The 18518-nt window shown below is 62.2% G+C and carries 14 protein-coding genes; 2 read left to right on the plus strand and 12 right to left on the minus strand.

Features of this window, described 5'->3' with window-relative positions:
• Positions 1 to 42: 42 nt before the first annotated feature.
• From C7441_RS12980 to C7441_RS24490, 12 genes are all read right to left on the minus strand, one after another.
• Positions 43 to 759 (minus strand): peptidylprolyl isomerase, encoded by a 717-nt coding sequence (locus C7441_RS12980; protein WP_109613216.1) that lies wholly within the window; start codon positions 757 to 759, stop codon positions 43 to 45.
• Positions 756 to 1472: a respiratory nitrate reductase subunit gamma gene (gene narI, locus C7441_RS12985; protein WP_109613217.1), complete on the minus strand. Its 717-nt coding sequence runs from the start codon at positions 1470 to 1472 to the stop codon at positions 756 to 758. Before narI ends, C7441_RS12980 begins: the two co-directional genes overlap by 4 nt.
• Positions 1473 to 1489: 17 nt before the next feature.
• Positions 1490 to 2113, minus strand: a complete 624-nt coding sequence (gene narJ / locus C7441_RS12990; protein ID WP_109613218.1) for a nitrate reductase molybdenum cofactor assembly chaperone — start codon at positions 2111 to 2113, stop codon at positions 1490 to 1492.
• 11 nt (positions 2114 to 2124) lie between these two features.
• A complete protein-coding gene (narH, locus tag C7441_RS12995; RefSeq protein ID WP_109613219.1) occupies positions 2125 to 3657 on the minus strand; it encodes a nitrate reductase subunit beta in 1533 nt (510 codons plus the stop codon).
• Positions 3657 to 7433, minus strand: coding sequence for a nitrate reductase subunit alpha (locus C7441_RS13000; protein WP_109613220.1), 3777 nt, complete (start codon positions 7431 to 7433; stop codon positions 3657 to 3659). Before C7441_RS13000 ends, narH begins: the two co-directional genes overlap by 1 nt.
• On the minus strand, positions 7430 to 8713 hold the full coding sequence (locus C7441_RS13005) for an MFS transporter (RefSeq protein WP_170125115.1): 1284 nt from the start codon (positions 8711 to 8713) through the stop codon (positions 7430 to 7432). The genes C7441_RS13000 and C7441_RS13005 overlap by 4 nt, the downstream gene beginning before the upstream one ends.
• 320 nt (positions 8714 to 9033) lie before the next feature.
• Positions 9034 to 9768 (minus strand): GntR family transcriptional regulator, encoded by a 735-nt coding sequence (locus C7441_RS13010; RefSeq protein WP_019170969.1) that lies wholly within the window; start codon positions 9766 to 9768, stop codon positions 9034 to 9036.
• 266 nt (positions 9769 to 10034) lie between these two features.
• On the minus strand, positions 10035 to 10952 hold the full coding sequence (gene sucD, locus C7441_RS13015) for a succinate--CoA ligase subunit alpha (RefSeq protein ID WP_109613222.1): 918 nt from the start codon (positions 10950 to 10952) through the stop codon (positions 10035 to 10037).
• Complete coding sequence (sucC, locus tag C7441_RS13020; RefSeq protein WP_109613223.1) at positions 10952 to 12151, minus strand: ADP-forming succinate--CoA ligase subunit beta; 1200 nt, start codon at positions 12149 to 12151, stop codon at positions 10952 to 10954. The genes sucD and sucC overlap by 1 nt, the downstream gene beginning before the upstream one ends.
• A gap of 103 nt (positions 12152 to 12254) precedes the next feature.
• Positions 12255 to 14381 (minus strand): acetate--CoA ligase family protein, encoded by a 2127-nt coding sequence (locus tag C7441_RS13025; protein ID WP_109613224.1) that lies wholly within the window; start codon positions 14379 to 14381, stop codon positions 12255 to 12257.
• Positions 14382 to 14708: 327 nt separating this feature from the next.
• Positions 14709 to 15998, minus strand: a complete 1290-nt coding sequence (gene oxlT, locus C7441_RS13030; RefSeq protein ID WP_170125116.1) for an oxalate/formate MFS antiporter — start codon at positions 15996 to 15998, stop codon at positions 14709 to 14711.
• 198 nt (positions 15999 to 16196) lie between these two features.
• The gene (locus C7441_RS24490) at positions 16197 to 16331 is read right to left on the minus strand and encodes a hypothetical protein (protein ID WP_019170974.1); all 135 of its coding nucleotides are present in this window, start codon (positions 16329 to 16331) and stop codon (positions 16197 to 16199) included.
• A gap of 84 nt (positions 16332 to 16415) precedes the next feature.
• Between C7441_RS24490 and C7441_RS23760 the strand changes: the two genes are divergently transcribed.
• Together C7441_RS23760 and oxc are read left to right on the plus strand one after the other, a co-directional pair.
• Positions 16416 to 16739 carry a hypothetical protein gene (locus C7441_RS23760; RefSeq protein ID WP_146201461.1) on the plus strand — a complete coding sequence of 108 codons (324 nt, stop codon included), beginning with the start codon at positions 16416 to 16418 and terminating at the stop codon, positions 16737 to 16739.
• A 32-nt stretch (positions 16740 to 16771) separates the two neighbouring features.
• Positions 16772 to 18517, plus strand: a complete 1746-nt coding sequence (gene oxc, locus C7441_RS13035; protein WP_109613263.1) for an oxalyl-CoA decarboxylase — start codon at positions 16772 to 16774, stop codon at positions 18515 to 18517.
• Position 18518: the final 1 nt, after the last annotated feature.

Below are 18518 nucleotides of genomic sequence, written 5' to 3' on the forward strand. Positions count from 1 at the left end.
CCGCCCGTGCACCCGAACCCGCATGGAGTTCGGCTCTTGCGGTTACTGCACCAGCGGCGAAGTGGCCGCGTCGAGTTCGACGCCGACAAGCTCGGCCTGACCTGCCAGGATGGCAACATATTGCCGGAGCGCGTTTTCTTCCACTTGGGCACGCAGCATCGTCGCGATCTGCTCGCGCACTGTTTCGAACGGCAGGATCGTGCCCGGTATGGACTTGTCCACCGCGACGATGTGGAAGCCATAGCGTGTCCTGACCAGTTCGGGCAGCACGCCGGACGCGCCGAGCCGGAACAGTGCCGCCTCGAATTCCGAAACCGTGTCGCCACGCCCGATCTGGCCAAGATTGCCCCCCTGCCGGCTTGAGGGGCAGTTCGACAGTTCCGCGGCAAGTGCCGCGAAACGCTGGGGTTCCGCCAACAGCTCATTCAGGGCCTGTTCCGCGCGGGCGCGTATCTCGGGTAGGTGGACAGCGGGCGTCACCTGAAACAGGATATGCCGCGCATGGACGAGATCACCGCTGGTGAAATCGCTGCGGTGCATATCATAGTAGCGCGCGCATTCGTCCAGCGTCGGAGTCGGCACCTGCACCTCCTCGGCAAGCAACCGTTCGATAGCGAAACCGATGGCTTCGTCATCGGTTTCGCCCCTGGCCAGCAACCCGGCCGCCACCGCCCGCTGGCGCAACAGTTCGCGCACGGCAGCGAATTCAGCCGAAGCATCATCAGCCGCCAGTTCCACCCCGTTGACCGAGACCGTCATGAGCGGGCCGGCTCCTTCACCACCTTCTTGCGCGTGCGCACGATCTGATAGGGTCGGACGAGATAGGCCAATACCCCCGCGCCGCTCCAGATGTGGATCATGCGGGTGAACGGCGAGATCAGGAATATGGTGAAACCGAGCAGGATATGCAGCTTGTAGGTCAGCGGCACGTCGGTCATCAGCACCGCGACGCTGCCGTCGAGCGTCACGATTCCTTTGACATAGGTGGTCAGCGTCTCGAACAGCACGCCATCCATATGGAATGCCGAAAGCGGCACGGTGAGCAGGCCGAGCGCAAGCTGGAACCACAGCATCACCACCACGGCAATGTCCCATTTGCGGCTATTGGCCCGGATGCGCGGATCACCGAGCCGCCGCCAGATCAGCATCGACAGGCCGATGATGGCGACAAGGCCGGCAATGCCGCCGACGACCATGGCGAGCAACTGATGCATGGTCGGGGACAAAAAGGGGGCAACCAGCCAGTGTGGTGCAAGAAAGCCGACGAAATGGCCCAGAATGACGACCAGCACGCCATAGTGAAACAGGTTGGAGCCGATCCGCAGCGAGCCGGCGCGGAGCATCTGCGAGGAATCGCTTTTCCACGTGTAGGGCTCGCGGTCGAAACGGATCAGGCTGCCCATCAGCAGCACGACGAGGCAGACATAGGGATAAATACCGAAGAGAAGCGTATTCATATAGGAATTGGACATAAGCGTTTCCTTCCTCCCTATCGTGCCGTGCGGCCAGCGTCCGCAGCTTCGCCGAAAGCCGGTTGCTCGAACCAGTCGCGGTCGAGGGTCTGATGGTGTTCCCTGACCGGCGGGATCGCCGATGCATCGACCGCTTTTTGCCCCGCGATCACCAGCAGCGCCTGCGGCACCGCCGCATAGCGGCTCTCGCGCCCGATCAGCGAGCGGGCGATCGATTTCAGGATATGGGCGCAGTCCGCAAGCATCTCGCGCGCTTCCCCCAGATCACGCAGGCTGAGATATTCGAGCACCACCGGCAGGTAATCCGGCAACTCATTGGCCGTCAGCCCATAGCCGGCGCCCGCATAGAGCTGCTTCAATTCGACCATGGCCGAACCACGATCACGGCTTTCGCCATGCAGATGCTCGAACAGATGCAGCGAAAGCGCCCTGCCCCGGTCGAACAGGTCGACATAGCGTTCCTCCGCCGCAAGCTGGTCGTCACGGCCGATCTCGGCGATCAGGTCGAGCAGCGCTTCACGCTCGCGCGGCGCAACCAGTTCCGAACCGCGGACCACCTCGGCGATCTCCGGCAGCGCCTCGCGCATCTCCGCGGTCGGATAGGAAAGCAGCGCGCTGAATGCCTTGAAAAGAAGGTTCATTGGTGTCTCCGTCAATTGTCCAGCGGCCGCATCGGAGCGATCTTGCGCTCACCCATCCTGCCGCCGAACAGGCTCGACGGCGAAGGACCGTGGTCGCAGCCGTTCCCGAAGGAAAAGCCACAGGCTCCTTTCAGCCCATACACGTCCTCGGCCTCTTCGCGATGGCTGGTCGGAATGACGAAACGATCCTCGTAGTTGGCGATAGACAGGTAGCGATGCATGTCTTCGACCTGCGCGCGGCTCAGTCCCGCCTGAACCAGCACTTCCTGTCCATCTGCCTCGCCAAGCTGGCGCTGGCGGTAATGGATGCGCATCGCAAACAGCCGTTCCAGCGCGGTGACGATAGGCTCTTCCGCACCGGCGGTGAGCAGATTGGCGAGGTAGCGCACCGGAATGCGCAACGAACGCACGTCAGGCAATTCGCCTACCGTATCGATGGCGCCGGCATTGGCGTGCGACTGGATGGGCGACAGCGGCGGCACATACCACACCATCGGCAGCGTGCGGTATTCGGGATGCAGCGGGAAGGCGATCTTCCAGTCCACCGCCATTTTGTAGGCAGGCGAATGCTTCGCCGCCTCGAGCCAATCCTCCGACACGCCATCGGCTCGCGCCTGCGCCTGCACGGCCGGGTCATCGGGATCGAGAAACAGCCGAAGCTGCGCCTCGTAAAGGTCTTTTTCGTCCTCCACCGAAGCCGCCTGCTCGATGCCGTCGGCATCGTAGAGCAGCACGCCAAGATAACGGATACGGCCGACACAGGTTTCGGAGCATACGGTCGGCTGGCCGGCCTCGATGCGCGGATAGCAGAAGATGCACTTCTCCGCCTTGCCCGAGCTCCAGTTGTAATAGATCTTCTTGTAGGGACAGCCGGATACGCACATGCGCCAGCCACGGCATTTGTCCTGGTCGATGAGCACGATGCCGTCTTCCTCGCGCTTGTAGATCGAGCCCGACGGGCAGGAGGCGACGCAGGCCGGATTGAGGCAGTGCTCGCACAGCCTCGGCAGATACATCATGAAGGTGTTTTCGAACTGGCCATAGATGTCCTTCTGCACCGCCTCGAAATTGTAGTCCTGGCTGCGCTTGTCGAACTCACCGCCAAGGATTTCCTCCCAGTTCGGCCCCCATTCGATCTTGTCCATCGGCTGGCCGGTGAGCAGCGAAAGCGGCCGCGCCACCGGGGTGGTCTGCGCTTCGGCCGCCTGCTGCAGATGTTCGTAATCGAAGGTGAAGGGCTCGTAATAGTCGTCGATCTCGGGCAGATGCGGGTTGGCGAAGATCTTCGCGAGGATCGACAGCCGCCCACCCTGTTTCGGCACGATCTTGCCGTTCTTCCTGCGCTTCCAGCCGCCCTGCCAGCGCTCCTGGTTTTCCCAGTCCTTGGGGTAGCCTATGCCGGGCTTGGTCTCGACATTGTTGAACCAGGCATATTCCATGCCCTGCCGGGAGGTCCAGACCTGCTTGCAGGTCACCGAGCAGGTGTGGCAGCCGATGCATTTGTCGAGGTTCATCACCATCGCGATCTGGGCACGGATTTTCATCAGCGGACCTTTCTCTGCGCGGTTTGGATCGAATGGCTGGCGTCGAGCCAGTCGACATGGCTGAGTTTGCGCACGATGACGAACTCGTCGCGGTTGGACCCGACGGTGCCGTAGTAGTTGAAACCGTAGGAGAGATGGGCGTAGCCGCCAACCATATGGGTCGGCTTGAGAACCGCGCGTGTCACCGAATTGTGGATGCCCCCACGCAAGCCGGTGATTTCGGAACCCGGCACGTTCACGATCTTCTCCTGCGCATGATACATCATGCACATGCCTTCCTGTACGCGCTGGCTCACCACCGCGCGCGCGGCAATCGCCCCGTTCAGGTTGAAAAGTTCGATCCAGTCGTTGTCCACGATGCCGGCCTTCCGGGCATCCTTTTCCGAGATCCACACGATCGGCCCGCCGCGCGACAGCGTCAGCATCAGCAGATTGTCGGTGTAGGTCGAGTGGATGCCCCATTTCTGGTGCGGCGTGATGAAGTTGAGCACGATCTCCTTTTCGCCATTGGAGCGCGTGCCGCTCATGCCCGCCCGCGAGCGCGTGTCGATGGGTGGCCGGTAGACGGCGAAACCTTCTCCGAAATCGCGGAGCCAGCGATGGTCCTGATAGAATTGCTGGCGGCCGGTTATGGTGCGCCACGGGATTAGTTCGTTCACATTCGTATAGCCGGCCGTGTAGCTGACATGCTCGCTCTCGATACCCGACCATGTCGGCGACGAGATGATCTTGCGTGGCTGTGCCTGGATGTCGCGGAAACGGATTTTTTCGTCCTCGCGCGTTTCTGCCAGGTGGATATGGTCGCGCCCCGTGACCTTGCCGAGTGCCCGCCATGCCTTGACGGCGACCTCGCCATTCGTCTCCGGCGCGAGGTAGAGAATCACCTCGGCGGCGTCGATGTCGCTGTCGATGCGCGGACGTCCAGCGGTCGGGCCACCGTCCTCGACACGATAGTTGAGCTTGCCGAGACCGGCGACCTCCTCGGCCGTCGGCCAGGCGATGCCCTTGCCGCCATTGCCCAGCTTGTCGGCAATCGGCCCCAGCGCTGTGAAACGCCGGTAAGTGTTGGGATAGTCGCGCTCGACCACCGTGATCTGCTGGCCGGTGATGCCCGGCACCAGATCGCATTCGCCCTTCTTCCAGTCCTTGACGTCGAAGGGCTGCGCCAGTTCGCCCGGCGTGTCGTGCTGGATCGGCGTCAGCACCACGTCCTTTTCCACCCCGAGATGACCGGCCGCCAGCTCCGAGAACTTCCGCGCGATGAGCTTGTAGGTTTCCCAATCGCTTTTCGCCTCCCACACCGGGTCCACCGCCGTGGATAGCGGATGGATGAAGGGATGCATGTCGGACGTGTTGAGGTCGTTCTTCTCGTACCAGGTGGCGGTCGGCAGGACGATGTCGGAATAGAGGCAACTCGTGGACATGCGGAAGTCGAGCGTAGTGACGAGGTCGAGCTTGCCTTCGGGAGCAGGGTCGCGCCACGCGACCTCATGCGGTTTTTCACGGCCTTCCTCGCCAAGGTCCTTGCCCTGCAAGCCATGCCGCGTGCCGAGGAAATGCCGCAGGAAATATTCGTGCCCTTTACCGGACGAGCCGAACAGGTTGGAGCGCCAGATGAACAGGTTGCGCGGAAAATTCTGCGGATTGTCCGGATCCTCGCAGGCCATGGACAACGCACCCGACTTCAAGCCGGCCACGACATGCTCCTTCACCTCGACACCGGCCTTGTCGGCTTGAGCCGCGAGTGTCAGCGGATTGACGCCGAGCTGCGGTGCCGAAGGCAGCCAGCCCATGCGCTCGGCGCGCACATTGAGATCGATCATGCTGCCGCTATACGACGCCGGATCGGCCAGCGGCGAAAGCAGCTCGGCGACGTCCAGCTTCTCATAACGCCACTGGTCGGAATGGGCGTAGAAGAAGGAGGTGCCGTTCATATGGCGCGGCGGCCGCGCCCAATCGAGCGCGAAGGTAAGCATGGTCCAGCCGGTCTGCGGCCTGAGCTTCTCCTGCCCGACATAATGCGCCCAGCCGCCGCCGGAGACGCCGACCGTACCGCACATCATCAGCATGTTGATGATCGCGCGATAGCCCATATCCTGATGATACCAGTGGTTCATGCCCGCGCCGATGATGACCATGGAGCGGCCTTTGGTCTTCTCGGCATTGTTGGCGAAGCCGCGTGCAACCGTGATGGCATGCTCGGCCGGCACGCCGGTGATCTCCTGCTGCCATGCCGGGGTGTAGGGCACGTTGTCATCATAGCTTGCGGCGCAGTCGCCGCCGAGACCCCGGTCCAGGCCGTAATTGGCGCAAAGCAGGTCGAAGACCGTGGCGACATGGGCTTCGCCGTCGGCGAGCTTGATGCGCCGCACCGGCACGTTGCGCAACAGCACGTCGCCGCCCTGCGCATTGGCGGTGAAGTGCTCGCTGGCCTTGCCGCCGAAATAGGGAAAGGCCACTGAAACGACCTCGTCGCGCCGCTCGGCAAGGCTCAGCGCCAGCCGCACGTCCTTGCCGGTTTCGCCATCTTTCTCTTCGAGGTTCCAGCGGCCCGCCGGCTCACCATCGGCCGGCCAACGATAGCCGATCGAGCCTTGCGGTACCACGAGGTCGCCGCTTTCCTCCGCCACCGCCACTGTTTTCCATGCGGCGCGATCCGGTTTCGGCGCCTTGCGACGCGACCTTGGCGTCGCCGCAAGGTCGCTCTGGCGCACATAGCGATCCGGCACGAAGCGGCCGCCATCCTGCCTGAGCCGCACCAGCATCGGCATGTCGGTGTAGCGACGGCAATAATCCTCGAAATAGGGCGTCTTGCGATCAAGGAAGAACTCCTTGAGGATCACATGGCCCATCGCCATGGCCAGCGCCGCATCCGTGCCCTGCTTGGGATGTAGCCACAGATCGGAGAGCTTCGCCACCTCGGCATAATCGGGCGTGACGGCCACCACATTGGTGCCGTTGTAACGCGCCTCGACGAAGAAATGCGCGTCGGGCGTGCGCGTCTGCGGCACATTGGAGCCCCAGGCGATGATGTAGCCGGAATTGTACCAGTCGGCCGATTCCGGCACATCGGTCTGCTCGCCCCAGGTCTGCGGGCTCGATGGCGGCAGGTCGCAATACCAGTCGTAGAAAGACAGGAGCGTTCCGCCGATGAGGCTGAGATAGCGCGCGCCGGAGGCATAGGACACCATCGACATGGCCGGGATCGGCGAGAAGCCGATGACGCGGTCGGGCCCGAAGGTCTTGATGGTGTGAATGTTGGCGGCCGCGATGATCTCGCTCACCTCGGCCCAGTTCGAGCGCACGAAGCCGCCATGGCCGCGCATGGATTTGTAGCTTTTCGCGGTTTCGGCATTGCCGACGATTGCGGCCCAGGCTTCGACGGGCTCATGCGTCTTGCGCGCCTCGCGCCAGGCCTTGATCAGCCGTCCGCGCACCATCGGATATTTGATGCGGCTGGCGCTGTAGAGATACCAGCTATAGGAAGCTCCGCGCGAGCAGCCGCGCGGCTCGTGATTGGGCATGCCTGAGCGCGTGCGCGGATAATCGGTCTGCTGCGTTTCCCAGGTGACGACGCCGCTCTTGACATAGATTTTCCAGGAGCAGGAACCGGTGCAGTTCACGCCATGCGTGGAGCGCACGATCTTGTCGTGCTGCCAGCGCTGCCGATAGCTTTCTTCCCACCCGCGATCCTCGTCGCGCATTTCGCCAAGCCCGTCGGCAAACGGCTCTCGCTGCCGGCTGAGATAGGTGAGGCGCTCCAGGAAATGGCTCATATGGCTTCCTCCTTCCGCGTCGGTTGCTGTGGCGGGAATGGTTCCAGTCCATCCAGCTTGTGCCCCATGACGGGCGCGCGGCGGACCTCGGTCAGATAGCTCAGGAACAGCGACACCGAGACGATGCCGTAGAGCAGCATGAAGCAGCTCGAATTGAAGCCAAGCCAGTCCCGCAGGCCGCCGAACATGATGGGCAACAGGAAGCCGCCCAGACCGCCGACCATGCCGACAAGGCCGCTCACCACGCCCATATTCTCGGGAAAGTCGTCGCCGATATATTTGAAGGTCGAGGCCATTCCGAAGGCGAAGGCCACGCCGACGACGAACAGCAGCGGCGTGAACATCCAGGGCGACAGGGCGATGGTGAAATCGCGCGAACCATCGATGGTGCGGATCGAGAAATCCGTGTGCGGATAGGACAGGAGAAACAGCGCGATCCACGCCGTCCACAAGACCCACCAGGTCACACTATGCGCGCCGAAGCGATCGGAAAGCAGGCCGCCAACCGCGCGCAACAACCCGCCCGGCAGCGAAAAACAGGCTGCGAGCAAAGCGGCTTGCGCGACGGCGAAACCATATTCGCTGACAAAATATTGCGGCATCCAGATCGACAGGGCCGTGAAGCCCCCGAACACGATCGAATAATACTGGCAGTATTTCCAGACACGGCGATCCCTCATCACCGCAAGCTGTGCGCCCAGGGACGCCCCGCTTTTCCCGGCTCCCGGATCGGGCGCTGACAAGAACCAGAACAGCACGGCGCTCGCCACCAGCGCCACCGCATAGGCGCGCGGTACCGCCTGCCAGCCATAGACCTCCATGATCGAGGGCGCGACGAACATATTCAGAGCCGCGCCTGCCGTTCCCGCTCCGAACACGCCCATGGCGAAGCCGCGTTGGCTGGCGGGGAAAAACCGTGCCACATAGGGCGTCCCCACCGCAAAGGATGCGCCGACCAGACCAAGCGCCAGGCCAAGCAGCAGGAACTGCCACAGCGCCGTCGCATAAGCGGCGATGTAGAGCGGGATCGCGCAAATGACGAGCAGCAGGGTCATCAGGATGCGGCCGCCGATGCGGTCGGTCCAGATGCCGAGCGGCAGGCGAAACAGCGAGCCGGTGAGCACCGGCGTTGCCGTCAGCAGACCGAACTGGGTGGCGTCGAGTTCCAACTCCTCGCGGATCGGGATGCCGATGACGCCGAACATCATCCAGACCGCGAAACAGATCATGAAGGCCCAGGTCGTAACCAGCAGTACGACAATTCTTCGAGCATTCGACATCACGACCCCCATTGGGTGCGGGCCAGGCTAGTTCCTGCCAGCCTCCGGCGTGTCAAATGTTCCCTTCAATTACCACGTCGCCGGCGCACCCATCATGCTGACATAGAGCTTCATAAAGCTCCGGCCATCCCGTGTTTCAAAGAATTTGGAGAGTATGTCGTTCACCCGAGGACGGAAATCTTCAGGTTATGCGCAAATTAGACCGCCTTGGCTGCCACGAAGACAGCGACCAAAGCCGAAGATATAGTCTCGGGTCTCACCATGCAGCCGGTCCGCATGGCGCAAAACATGATTTGACGTTATTCGGCGTCGGTCCAGGCTCAGTCGAAGATGCCTTCGCTGTGCTTCTCCACATAGACCGCGAGGCCAAGCGTATGGTCGCGGCTGAGCTTTTCGGCAAGCTCGGTATCGCGCCGTTCCAGCGCGTCGATAATGGCCAGATGGTCCTTGATCGACTGCGAGGCACGGTCGTCGCGGCCGATCGTGATCTGCCGGATGCCGCGCACGTGGAGCAGGATGTCCTCGGTCATGCTCCGCAGCACGCTCGATCCCGTCATCTCGATCAGCGTCTGGTGGAAGGTGAGGTTGGCCGTCGAATATTCGCCTACATAGTCGGAGGGCTTGTGGCTGTCGTTGAACTCCTCGAAGAGTTTGCGCAGCCGGGCAATGTCCTTGCCGCTGGCGTTGAGCGAAACCAGGCGTGCCGCCATGCCTTCCAGTGCCGCCCAGACCTGGATCATCTCGATGACCTCGCGCTTGGTCTTGCGCAACACCATCACGCCGCGGCGCGGGATCGACTTCACAAAACCCTGCTGCTCCAGCATGGCGATGGCTTCGCGGATCGGCGTACGGCTCACGCCCAGCTTTTCGGCAAGCTGGCGCTCGTCCAGCCAGGTGTCCTCGCTGGTGCGATAGATTTCCATATTCGCGATCGCATGCTTCAGTGTTGCGTAGATACGCGTCTTGAAGGTCGGTTCCGAATTGAAAGGTTCAAGAACAAGCTCGGGAGTGGTTGCGTCAGCAAGCGGCCAGCGTATCTGAGTTCTAGAAGCCACGAGAGGTGATCTCCATGTTATGGAATAAGTAATGCCATTGTTCTTGTAGCACTTTTCAGCCTGAAAGCGAAACCCGCCCGAGCCTTGAGAACAGGCGCTGACGAACTGGACGGCCCCTTTTCCGGATTCCGGCGCTCTGGCTGGATTGTGCGCTCAATGAACGCACCGGTCGTGCAATTGCAAGCATATTGCCGGGAAGAAACAATGGTTCGTCTCCCTCCGTCCCGAGCTTTGCCCTCGACGGGGGGAGACTGTAAACGCAACCTTCAGCCGTTGGCCGCCATGCGCTGGCCGCCACGCAGACCACCCAGCAATTCCACCAGCGTCGAACCAAGGCTGGCGGGCGTGGGCGAAACGCGGATGCCGGCAGCCTCCATCGCGGCCACCTTGTCCTCCGCGCCGCCCTTGCCGCCGGAGATGATGGCGCCCGCATGGCCCATGCGCCGGCCCGGAGGGGCAGTGCGGCCCGCAACGAAGCCGACCGTCGGCTTGGAACGCCCGCGCTTGGCTTCGTCGGCCAGGAATTGGGCGGCTTCTTCTTCGGCGCTGCCGCCGATCTCGCCGATCATGATGATCGACTCGGTAGACGGGTCGGCGAGGAAGAGTTCCAGCACGTCGATGAATTCAGTGCCCTTGATCGGGTCGCCGCCAATGCCCACGGCGGTCGTCTGGCCGAGCCCCTGCTGCGAGGTCTGGAACACCGCCTCATAGGTGAGCGTGCCCGAGCGCGAGACGATGCCGACCGAGCCCTGACGGAAGATCGATCCCGGCATGATGCCGATCTTGCATTCACCGGCGGTAATGATGCCGGGACAGTTCGGCCCCACCAGCCGCGATTTCGAGCCGACGAGCGCACGCTTGACGCGCTGCATGTCGAGCACCGGAATGCCCTCGGTGATACACACGATCAGCGGGATTTCGGCATCGATCGCCTCGCAGATCGCATCGGCCGCGCCGAAGGGCGGCACGTAGATCATGGAGGCATCCGCCCCTGTCGCATCGCGCGCTTCGGCCACCGTGTCGAACACCGGAAGGTCGAGATGCGTGGCCCCGCCCTTGCCCGGCGAAACGCCGCCGACCAGCCTGGTGCCATAGGCCGCCGCCTGTTCGCTGTGGAAGGTGGCGGTCTTGCCGGTGAAACCCTGGCACAGAACACGCGTGTTCCTGTCGATCAGAATGGACATTAGTGGCCTCCTCCTACCGCCTTGACGATCTTGCGGGCCGCGTCATCGAGGTCGTCGGCGGCAATCACGTTCAGGCCGCTCTCCCCGATGATCTTCTTGCCCAGTTCCACATTGGTGCCTTCCAGCCGCACCACGAGCGGCACTTTCAGGCCCACCTCCTTCACCGCTGCGATCACGCCCTCGGCGATGACGTCGCAGCGCATGATGCCGCCGAAGATGTTGACCAGAATGCCCTTCACATTCGGATCGGAGGTGATGATCTTGAAGGCGGCCGTCACCTTCTCGGCCGTCGCGCCGCCACCCACATCGAGGAAGTTGGCGGGCTCTGCGCCATAGAACTTGATGATGTCCATGGTGGCCATCGCCAGTCCGGCGCCGTTGACCATGCAGCCGATGGAGCCGTCGAGCGCGATATAGGAAAGATCGTATTTGGAGGCCTCGATCTCCTTGGCGTCCTCTTCCGTCTCGTCGCGCATGGCGGCGATGTCGGGATGACGGGCAAGTGCGTTGGAATCGAAACCAAGCTTGGCGTCCAGGCACTTGAGTGCTCCGCCGCGCGACACGATCAGCGGATTGATCTCCAGCATCTCCATGTCCTTGGCGATGAATGCCGTATAGAGCTTTTGCGTCAGCGCATGCGCCTGCTTGGCAAGCTCTCCTTCCAGCCCGAGCGCCTTGGCGACCCGGCGACCGTGATGCGGCATGATGCCGGTGGCCGGATCGACCGAGAAGGTGACGATCTTCTCAGGCGTGTCATGTGCCACCTGTTCGATGTCCATGCCGCCTTCGGTCGACACCACGAAAGAGACACGGCTGGTCGCCCGGTCAATAAGAAGGGAGAGATAGAACTCCTTCTCGATCTCCGAACCATCTTCGACATAGAGGCGGTTGACCTGCTTGCCGGCGGCGCCGGTCTGCAACGTCACCAGCGTATTGCCGAGCATTTCGGCCGCGTCGGCGCGAATGTCGACAAAGGACTTGGCCAGGCGCACGCCGCCCTTGGCGTCGGCGGCAAGCTCCTTGAACTTGCCCTTGCCGCGTCCACCGGCATGGATCTGCGCCTTGACGACATAGACCGGTCCGGGAAGCCTGCCGGCTGCCTCGGCCGCCTCTTCAATGGTCATGGCCGGGAAGCCCTGCGGCACCGGCACGCCGAAGGAGCGCAACACCTCCTTGGCCTGGTATTCATGGATATTCATCGCGGAAAACCCCTGCAAAATTCGAGCAAATTTCGGGTGGCCCCGGCGCGCGATGCGCCGGGGTTCAGGATGCGAAATCAGTCCGGGTTCAGATCAGCTTAGATCAGAGCAGACCCGCGCCGCGCGCCCACTTGTACTTGGCGCCGAGCACCTCGACCGGCAGTTCGGTCGAGTAGGCATAGGCCGGAATGCCGTTCTGGTAGAGATATTCGGCAGCTTCCTCGACCTCCACGTCGCCGGCAAGCGAGGCGACCATGGGCTTTTCGATACCCTTGGCGGCCATCTCTTCCTTCACTTCCACCATCAGCTTGGCGAAGACCATCGGCGGCGTCACGATCGTGTGCCAGTAGCCGAGGATCAGCGAGTGGATACGGTCATCCTCCAGTCCCAGGCGCACGGTGTTCTTGTAGGTCTGGGGCGGCTCACCGCCGGTGATGTCCACCGGGTTGCCGGCCGCGCCGAAGGGCGGGATGAACTTGCGGAACGCCGCGTCAAGATCGTCCGGCATGCTCATCAGCTTGAGGTCGTTGTCCACGCAGGAGTCCGACAAGAGCACGCCCGAGCCACCGGCACCGGTGATGATAAGCACGTTCTCGCCCTTGGGCGTGGGCAGGATCGGCACGCCGCGCGCGAACTCGAGCAACTGCCGCAACGACCTGGCCCGAATGACGCCGGACTGCTTGAACACGTCGTCATAGATCTTGTCGTTGCCCGCCAGCGCCCCGGTGTGGGAGGATGCGGCCTTGGCGCCGGCGGAAGTGCGGCCCGCCTTCAGCACGACGATCGGCTTCTTCTTGGACACGCGCTTTGCCGCTTCGGCGAAGGCACGCCCGTCCTTCAGGTCCTCGCAGTGCTGGGCGATGATGCGGGTGTTGTCGTCCTGCTCGAAGAAGGCGAGCAGGTCGTCCTCATCGATGTCGGACTTGTTGCCAAGGCCGACGATCGCCGACACGCCCATCTTGGCCGAACGCGAGAAGCCGATGATGGCCATGCCGATGCCGCCTGATTGCGACGACAGCGCGGCCGAGCCTTTCACGTCATAGGCGGTGCAGAAGGTCGCGCACAGGTTCGACGGCGTGTAGTAGAAGCCGTAAATGTTCGGCCCCATCAGACGAATATTGTACTTCTGCCCGATCTTGACGATCTCTTCCTGCAGTTCCGGCGCACCGGCTTCCGCAAAACCGGACGGAATAAGCACCGCTCCGGGGATTTTCTTCTCGCCGCACTCGGTCAGCGCGCCGGCCACCAGCTTGGCGGGAATGGCGAAGATCGCCGTGTCGATTTCGCCGGGCACATCCCTGACGCTGCGATACGCCTTGTAGCCGAGGATCTCGTCGGCCTTGGGATGGATCGGATAAATCTCGCCCTTGTAGCCGCCGTTGATGAGGTTCTTCATCACCGAATTGCCGATCTTGCCGTCTTCGGCGGAAGCGCCGATCACGGCCACGGCCTTCGGCCGCATGATACGGTTCATCGCCGTGACGATCTCTTCCTGGCTCGGACGCGGGCGTGGAGCAGGCTGGTCATAGTCGACCACGATGCGCACGTCCGCGGCAATCGCACCATCCTTGGTGGCGAAGACGGGATTGAGGTCGAGTTCGACGATCTCGGGATAGTCGTTCACCAGATTGGAGACGCGCACGATCATGTCGGCCAGCGCATCGCGATTGACGGGATCGCCGCCGCGAACGCCCTTGAGCATTTCGGCGGCCTGGATACCGTCGAGCATGGACAGCGCGTCGTCGCGCGTGACCGGGGCCAGACGGAAGGTGATGTCCTTCAACACCTCGACCAGCACGCCGCCGAGGCCGAAGGCCACCAGCTTGCCGAAACTGCCGTCGGTGACGGCGCCGATGATGACTTCCTGTCCACCGGCCAGCATCTGCTGCACCTGCACGCCGGCGATCTCGGCATCAGCCTTGTAGGCCTTGGCGTTGGCGACGATCTTGTCATATGCCGCCTTCGCTTCCTCTGCCGACTTCACGCCGACGATGACGCCGCCGGCCTCGGTCTTATGCAGAATGTCCGGCGAGACGATTTTCATGACGACGGGGAAGCCCATGCCGGAGGCAAGGCTTGCAGCCTCGTCCGCGCTGCCGGCGACGCCTTCCTGCGGCACGGCAATGCCGTAAGCGTCGCAGAGCAGCTTGCCTTCCGGCGCCGTCAGCGCCTGCCGGCCTTCCGCCTTAACCTTCTCCAGAACGCCTCGAATAGCGGTTTTCTCAAGCATGCTCTCCTCCTTGGCGGTATCGGCACCCGGTGCCTTTATCGGTTCGCGCCACGATCTCTGCTCGGGCGTCTAATTGGCATTTTGTATACCAGACCAGTCACTGTCAAGCCCGTTACCGACAAAACGCGCGGCTGATGAAGGTGCCGGGCCGGACTTGACCAGTGACGGTCTTTCGACAGTTTCCGGTCCAGGCACCCATCCGGGTGCCGGGGCCATCGGCAATGAGGACGGCTTTGCGCCGCCCCGATCCGGCAAGCAGACGCCCGCCGCTGAATTTCACGAAAAATGCCCGGGCCGGAGCGGTTGCTCCGGCCCGGGCGCATGCATTCAGGCGGCCTGCAAGTCCGCCGCCTCGGACCTGCGGATAATACCCGCACGCCAGGGCTTGAGCACGGCGATCGCCAGGACCGCCGCAACCGCATTGAGAACGACGCCGATGATGAAGACGTTGTCCCAGTTGCCGCTCGCGGCAAGCGCCGTACCCGACGGGACCAGCAGCGCGGCGGTACCCTTGGCCGTATAGAGCAGGCCGGAGTTGGTCGCAGCGTATTTGGAGCCGAACGTGTCGGTGCAGGTGGATGGGAAGAGCGAATAGATCTCGCCCCAGGCAAAGAACACGACACCGCTGAGCAGCACGAACATCGCCGGAACATGGGCGTAGAGATAGAGCAGATAGATGCCTATCGCCTCGAGCGCGAAGCAGATGAACATCGTGTTCTCGCGCCCGATCTTGTCGGAAATCCAGCCGCAGATCGGCCTGGTGACACCGTTCAGCACGCGGTCGATGGTGGCCGCGAGCGTCAGGGCCGGAATGCCGAGCCACATCGGGATGTCGGCCACGCCGAGGTCCTTCGCCATAGGCGCAAGGTTCGCCGTAACCACCAGACCACCGGCGCCGACTGCCACGAACATGACATACATGAGCCAGAAGATCGGGTGCTTGAGCACTTCCGAAGGGGTGAACTGACGGCGCGACTGCAGGATCGGCCCCTTGTTCACCGGCTCGGGAACCTGCCCCTCTTCCGGCGCGAACAGGAAGAACGCCAGAATGATGATGATGATGCCCTGACCGAGACCAAAATACAGGAACGCATTCTGGAAGCCGAAATTGGCGATCGTCGCCTGGATCGGCCACACCGTCAGCGCCGAACCCGCACCGAAGCCCGCCGCCGTGAGACCGGAGGCCAGACCGCGACGGTCCGGGAACCACTTGAGCGCATTGGCCACGCATGTACCGTAGACCGCGCCCGCACCGATACCGGCCAGAACCTGCCCCACGATCAGCAGGAACATGGTGTCGGCCATGGAATTGACTACCCATCCGAGGGCGCACAGCACGCCACCGAATATAATGACAACCTTGGGTCCGTATTTATCCACGAACCAGCCCTCGACCGGCACCAGCCAGGTCTCGAACAAAACGAAAAGCGTGAAGGCCCACTGAATCTCAGACCTTCCCCAACCGAACTCTTTGTTGATTTCCGGAACGAAAAACGTCCAACCATACTGGAGGTTGGCAATCATAACCATGCACACAACGCCTATCGCGATCTGGCCCCACCTGTATCGATCGCTGACAAGCGGCATTCTAGAATCTGCCTGCATTGTCTGGGTCATTTCCTTCCCCTTTCCTACGCTTTTTGTTGGCTTGGTGCCGCGCGTTGGAGGGCCATACTGGTATCTATTATACCACTTGGCAAGAGGGAGGATTCATTTCGTCAGCCGGCAAAGGTGAAAGTCGGCGCATCAAAACGCAACGGCCGCCGGGATCACTCCCGGCGGCCGTTCATGCTCAATTCCAGATATTCGCTGGTTTTACAGGCCGAAAGGCTCGTAGTTCTTGTTGCGCGCATTGCGCTCGGCAACCTTGTCGAGGAAAGCGAGCACGGTCTCGATGATGCCCTTGTTGCCCTTGCGAACATTGCTCGTGGTGATCGTCTGGATCGACATGCCTGAACTCCTTTTATTGTTTTGTTGTTGAAATTTGACGCTTATCTGGCATACCAGATTCCAATACTCAAGGAGCGCGCCTGCATGGCTGCTGCGCGCTTCTTGCATACCGCAATCACGCTGGAAGCGTGCTTCTGCGAAAACCAAGCATTGCAGGGAATATCGCGGCTTCGCTCCAACCTCTTCCGATCGAGCCGCCGGCATTTGACTTCTGGTATTTATTATGCCAGCTTGCCTGGAAGTCCGGCGGCAAGGGAGAGAGCTTCGCAAAGTTCGCCGCGCAACCAAAAAGGCTGCGGCACCGAGCGGGAACCGACCCGCCGCGCAAAAGGACCGGGAAACTGGCGGTGTGACGAGACGGGCGGCTTCGACCGGGGCGAACCACGCCAGATAATTCCAAAATTATAAAAAACGGCATGCTTCAGGAGGAATTGGCACAAATGACTATCGTCGCAAAAGTCGAGGAGGCCACGTCCAGGCAGGAGCCCGAACGGGAACTGACGGACGGCTTTCACCTCATAATCGACGCACTCAAACTCAACGGCCTCAACACCATCTATGGCGTGCCCGGCATTCCGATCACGGATTTCGGGCGCATGGCGCAGGCCGAAGGCATACGCGTCATCTCCTTCAGGCACGAGCAGCATGCCGGCAATGCGGCAGCCATCGCCGGGTTCCTGACCAAGAAGCCGGGCATCTGCCTCACGGTTTCGGCGCCGGGTTTCCTCAATGGCCTGACCGCGCTTGCCAACGCCACCACCAACTGCTTCCCTATGATCCTGATCTCGGGCTCGTCGGAGCGTGAGATCGTTGATCTGCAGCAGGGCGACTATGAGGAGATGGACCAGCTTGCCATCGCCAAGCCGCTGTGCAAGGCGGCATTCCGCGTGTTGCATGCCGAGGACATCGGCATCGGCATTGCGCGCGCCATTCGCGCCGCCGTGTCCGGCCGCCCCGGCGGCGTCTATCTCGACCTGCCGGCGAAGCTTTTCCCGCAGGTGATGGATGCCGAGGCCGGCCGCAAGTCTCTGGTCAAGGTCATCGATCCGGCGCCGGCGCAGCTTCCCGCGCCTTCGGCCGTACAGCGTGCCATCGAGGTGCTTAAGGGCGCCAGGAAGCCGCTGGTGATCTTCGGCAAGGGTGCGGCCTACGCTCAGGCCGACGACGAAATCCGCGACTTCGTCGAGACCAGCGGTATTCCGTTCCTGCAGATGAGCATGGCCAAGGGCCTGCTGCCCGACACCCATCCCCTGTCCGCGGGTGCCGCGCGTTCCACGGTATTGAAGGAATCCGACGTGGTGGTGCTGGTCGGCGCGCGCCTCAACTGGCTGTTGTCGCACGGCAAGGGCAAGAGCTGGGGCGAACCGCACTCCAAGAAGTTCATCCAGATCGACATCGAGCCCAAGGAGATGGATTCGAACGTCGAGATCGTCGCACCGGTGGTGGGCGACATCGGCTCGTGCATATCCGCCTTGCGCGATGCCCTGGGCAAGAACTGGACCCAGCCGCCGGCGGATTGGCTCGCCGCCATCAATGCCAAGAAAGACGAGAATATCGGCAAGATGGCCTCGCGGCTGAAGAAGAACTCGACGCCGATGGACTTCCACGGCGCGCTCGGCGCGTTGCGCACAGTCATCAAGGAGCGGCCAGACGCCATCCTCGTCAACGAAGGCGCCAACACGCTCGACCTCGCCCGCGGCGTCATCGACATGTATCAGCCGCGCAAGCGGCTCGATGTCGGCACCTGGGGCGTGATGGGTATCGGCATGGGCTTCGCCATCGCCGCCGCTATCGAGACCGGCAAGCCGGTGCTTGCGGTGGAAGGCGACTCCGCCTTCGGCTTCTCCGGCATGGAGGTGGAAACCATCTGCCGCTACAATTTGCCGGTCTGCGTCGTCATCTTCAACAACAACGGCATCTATCGCGGCACCGACGTCAATCCGTCCGGCGGCGAGGATGTGGCGACCACCGTCTTCGTCGAGAATGCCCGTTACGACAAGATGATGGAGGCCTTCGGCGGCGTCGGCGTGCATGTGACGACGCCCGACGAACTCTATCGCGCAGTCAGCGAAGCCATGGATTCGGGCAAGCCTACCCTCATCAACGCTGTGATCGACCCGGCAGCGGGCACCGAAAGCGGCCGCATCGGCAACCTCAATCCGCAAAGCACGGTCCGGAAGAACTAGG

Origin of the sequence: Pseudaminobacter salicylatoxidans (assembly GCF_003148475.1) — a bacterium.
Taxonomy (GTDB): Bacteria; Pseudomonadota; Alphaproteobacteria; order Rhizobiales; family Rhizobiaceae; genus Pseudaminobacter; species Pseudaminobacter salicylatoxidans.